The organism is Mycobacterium sp., from assembly GCF_049281135.1.
In the GTDB taxonomy this organism is placed as follows: Bacteria; Actinomycetota; Actinomycetes; order Mycobacteriales; family Mycobacteriaceae; genus Mycobacterium.
In genome coordinates this window covers 1-3,238 of the sequence record NZ_JBAPRN010000081.1, presented here as the reverse complement: position 1 = coordinate 3,238, position 3,238 = coordinate 1, and the positions used below count along the sequence as shown (strand labels likewise).

Genomic DNA, 3,238 nt, shown 5'->3' with positions numbered 1-3,238 from the left:
CCGCGGCGCATCACGGGTTGCCTCGTAGACCAGCATCAGCGTCAGCTCGCCCAATGCTGCGCGAAACGCCGCATTGTCGGTGCGCCCGTCGCGCAGAGCAGTCAACCGGACCGCGGCCAACGGGTGGTTAACGACACGCACATCCACGCGAAGAGACCCTAGCCGCCTTCGCGGCTCAGGCGCCGAAGAAGTTGAAGATGTCGAAACCGTAACCGACGAGGTCGATCAGCGGTTGCGCGGAAATCAGCGGCTCGCCACTGAAAATGGCATCTGGCGCCAAGGACGGAATGCTCGCCGTCGCGGCGGTCCACTCGGTGAGCAGAGACGCATCGAGCTGGTTCAGCGAGTCGTAGCCAGTCAGCAGCGAGTCAACGAACGACGCCGGCAGCGGCGACTGCCCGGCATCCTGCAGCAGGTCGTCGATCGGGCCGACGAGCGTCTGCACCCCGGCGTATTCCATCCCGGCCAGCATCTGCAGCGGATCCATCTGCGGAGCAAAGCCTGAACCAATGGACTCGACCAGTTGGCCGGTCGCATCGACCGTCCAGGGCCCGGCAACACCGATCGGCTCGATCCCGTTGACTTCGATGCCGGCGCCCGGATCACCGGGGTTGCCGTAGCCCCAGTCGTCGAACAGGGTCGCGTACGGGGCGAACGAGTCGTAGAAGAACTGTCCGGCGGGCCCGCCGTCGAACATGAACGCCAACGTCGGCAGGGGCGCGGGGATGTCGTAGAACGTGGTGTGCCCGATGGTCCCGAGATCGATCATGTTGGTGGTGTCCAGGTTCACCCCGGGAGTCGGGTCCGGATAGTAGGGGTGCACCGTTTCGATGCCGATCAGCGCGTTGAGGTCGGCGAACAAGTTGGTGGGGTTCTCGGGGAAGTCGGCCCAGCCGTCGTATTCGCCGGTGTAGATGTCGGTGGTGAAGGTGTCGGTCGGGGTGGTTTCCAAGTTCAGCGGGATGCCTAGAAAAGGAACGTGTTGAGGCTCGGGGCTCAGGCTGAATCGTCCAACGCCGTCGGGGAACTGGAAGCGGTCCAGGATCCCGCCGATAGGGCTGTTGGGGTCGCCGAGCAAGGTGAAGTTCACGTCGTTCAGGTTCACCCCGGCCGGGGTGTTGTTGATCAGGTTGTTCATCTCGATGGACGCGATGTCCGCACTCTGCGAGTAGCCCAGCACCGAGACGTCGTTCCCGCCCTGCAATGCCGGGACGATCACGTTGTTCAGGTCGCCGACCCCGGCGTTGAGCGAGTCGCCGAAATTCAGGTCCGGCTGGCCGGCAATGCAAACGATCGGACAGAACTGCTCCGGAGTTTCCACGACGGAGTAGCTGAAGTCGCCGCTCGGGGGCAGGTACTGGCTCAGGTAGAGCGATTCGACGCTGTTGACGTAGTCCTGGTCCGGTATCGGGTTCGCGGTGCCGCCCATGATGAAGCCGTCGTCGGAGACCAGACCGACCTCGGCCAGCAGCGTTCGCACACCGGGCGCGAACGTGGACGTCGTGGCCAGCGCGGCGGCGCATGCGGCGGCCGCCACGACAGCACCCATCGCGCGATTCCGCACAACCGTCACCGAAACCTCCCTGCCCGCGGGTGACACCCCGACCCCGCGGCGTGGCTGAATCGTAGGGCCTGCGCATGATGCAAGGCGGCAAAGCCGTAAAAATTTCTCAGGAATCCGGCGAAACGACACAGCCTCGCGGGTCCCATCCGGCCCACCGAAGGGCTCATATACTCCGCCCATGCGACGCCGAACTGGGCGGAACGGCAGGCGAAATCGAGCGGTCAGCCTCTTCGGTGTGCTGACTGTCGCGACCGCGTCGATGTCGTGGCCAGCCCCGCCCCAACTGCCGCTGCGCTCGCCGGTCGACATGAAAGCGGCCGCGGTGCCGACCCCCGCTCACATCGTCGTCGTGGTGGAAGAGAACCGCTCGCAGGCCAACATCATCGGGAACAAGGCCGCGCCCTTCATCAACCAGCTGGCCGCCAACGGCGCCATGATGGCGCAGTCCTTCGCCGAGGTGCATCCCAGCGAACCCAACTACTACGCGTTGTTCGCCGGCAACACACTGGTCAAGGAGAACGTCTGCCCGGTCAACGCCGGCAACGAACCCAACCTCGGCTCGCAACTACTCGCGGCCGGCTACAGCTTCGTGGGCTTCGCGGAAAGCCTGCCCGCACCCGGCTCGGAAGACTGCCGGGCGGGCAAATACGCACGCAAGCATGTGCCATGGGCCAGTTTCACCAATATCCCGAGCTCGCACTCGCTGCCGTTCTCGGCGTTTCCGGCCCCGTCGAACTACGCCGGCCTGCCCACCGTCTCGATGGTCATTCCCAACCTCGACGACGACATGCACGACGGTTCGATCGCTCAGGGCGATCAGTGGCTCTACCAGAACTTGTCGCAGTACGCCGCGTGGGCGAAGGCCAACAACAGCCTGCTGATCCTGACTTGGGACGAGGACGACAGAACCTCCCGCAACCAGATTCCGACGGTGTTCTACGGCGCTAACGTCCGGCCCGGTGCCTACAACGAACCGATCAGCCACTACAACGTGCTGTCCACCCTCGAGGAGATGTACGGGCTGCCCAAGCTCGGCTACGCCACCAGAGCGCCCGCCATCGCCGACATCTGGGGTGCCTGACCCCGGTCCGGCGGGCGGTCGTCGCTATTGTTTGCCGCATGGCTGCTGACCTTGTGCCAATCCGCTTGAGCCTGACCGACGGTGACCGCTACACCGTGTGGGCGCCCCGCTGGCGTGACGCCGGCGACGAGTGGGAGGCCTTTCTGGGCAAGGACGAAGACCTCTACATCTTCGAGACACCCGCCGACTTGGTCGCGTTCGTGCGCACCAACACCGACAACGACCTCGTCGACCACCCGGCGTGGAAAGAGCTGACCGAGGCCAACGCCCACAAGCTGGAGCCCGCCGGCGACAAGCACTTCGACCTGGTCGCGGTCGAAGACGTGGTTTCGGACAAGCCGACCGCCGACTCGTTGGAGACGCTGGCCAACGCGCTGACCATCGTCTCGTCGATCGGGTCGGTGTGCGAGCTGCCGGCGGTGATGAAGTTCTTCAACGGCAACCCGACGCTGGGCACGCTCAGCGGCGGGATCGACCACTTCACCGGCAAGGCCGGGCTCAAGCGCTGGCATGCCATCGCCGATGTCGTCGCGCGTAGCTGGGACGACGTGCTGAGCGCCGTCGACGAGATCGTCAGCACCCCGGACGTGGAC

Annotated in this window: 3 protein-coding genes and 1 pseudogene; 2 read left to right on the top strand and 2 right to left on the bottom strand. The window is 65.0% G+C overall.

Going from position 1 to position 3,238, the window contains the following annotated elements; translation table 11 throughout:
- Together WAN02_RS03305 and WAN02_RS03300 are read right to left on the bottom strand one after the other, a co-directional pair.
- The coding region (locus tag WAN02_RS03305) for a uracil phosphoribosyltransferase (RefSeq protein ID WP_422262759.1) at positions 1-147 on the bottom strand (147 nt) is incomplete at its 3' end.
- Positions 148-175: 28 nt separating this feature from the next.
- On the bottom strand, positions 176-1,573 hold the full coding sequence (locus tag WAN02_RS03300) for a PE-PPE domain-containing protein (protein ID WP_422262757.1): 1,398 nt from the start codon (positions 1,571-1,573) through the stop codon (positions 176-178).
- A 250-nt stretch (positions 1,574-1,823) separates the two neighbouring features.
- Here WAN02_RS03300 and WAN02_RS03295 point away from each other — a divergent pair, with 250 nt between their 5' ends.
- Together WAN02_RS03295 and WAN02_RS03290 are read left to right on the top strand one after the other, a co-directional pair.
- Positions 1,824-2,645, top strand: a complete 822-nt coding sequence (locus WAN02_RS03295) for an alkaline phosphatase family protein (protein ID WP_422262758.1) — start codon at positions 1,824-1,826, stop codon at positions 2,643-2,645.
- A 38-nt stretch (positions 2,646-2,683) separates the two neighbouring features.
- Positions 2,684-3,238: pseudogene (locus WAN02_RS03290) on the top strand (primosomal protein); the annotation flags it as partial.

Excerpts from the sequence above, each read along its gene's own strand:
- WAN02_RS03295 (WP_422262758.1), top strand. The coding sequence starts at position 1,824 with ATGTCGTGGCCAGCCCCGCCCCAACTGCCGCTGCGCTCGCCGGTCGAC.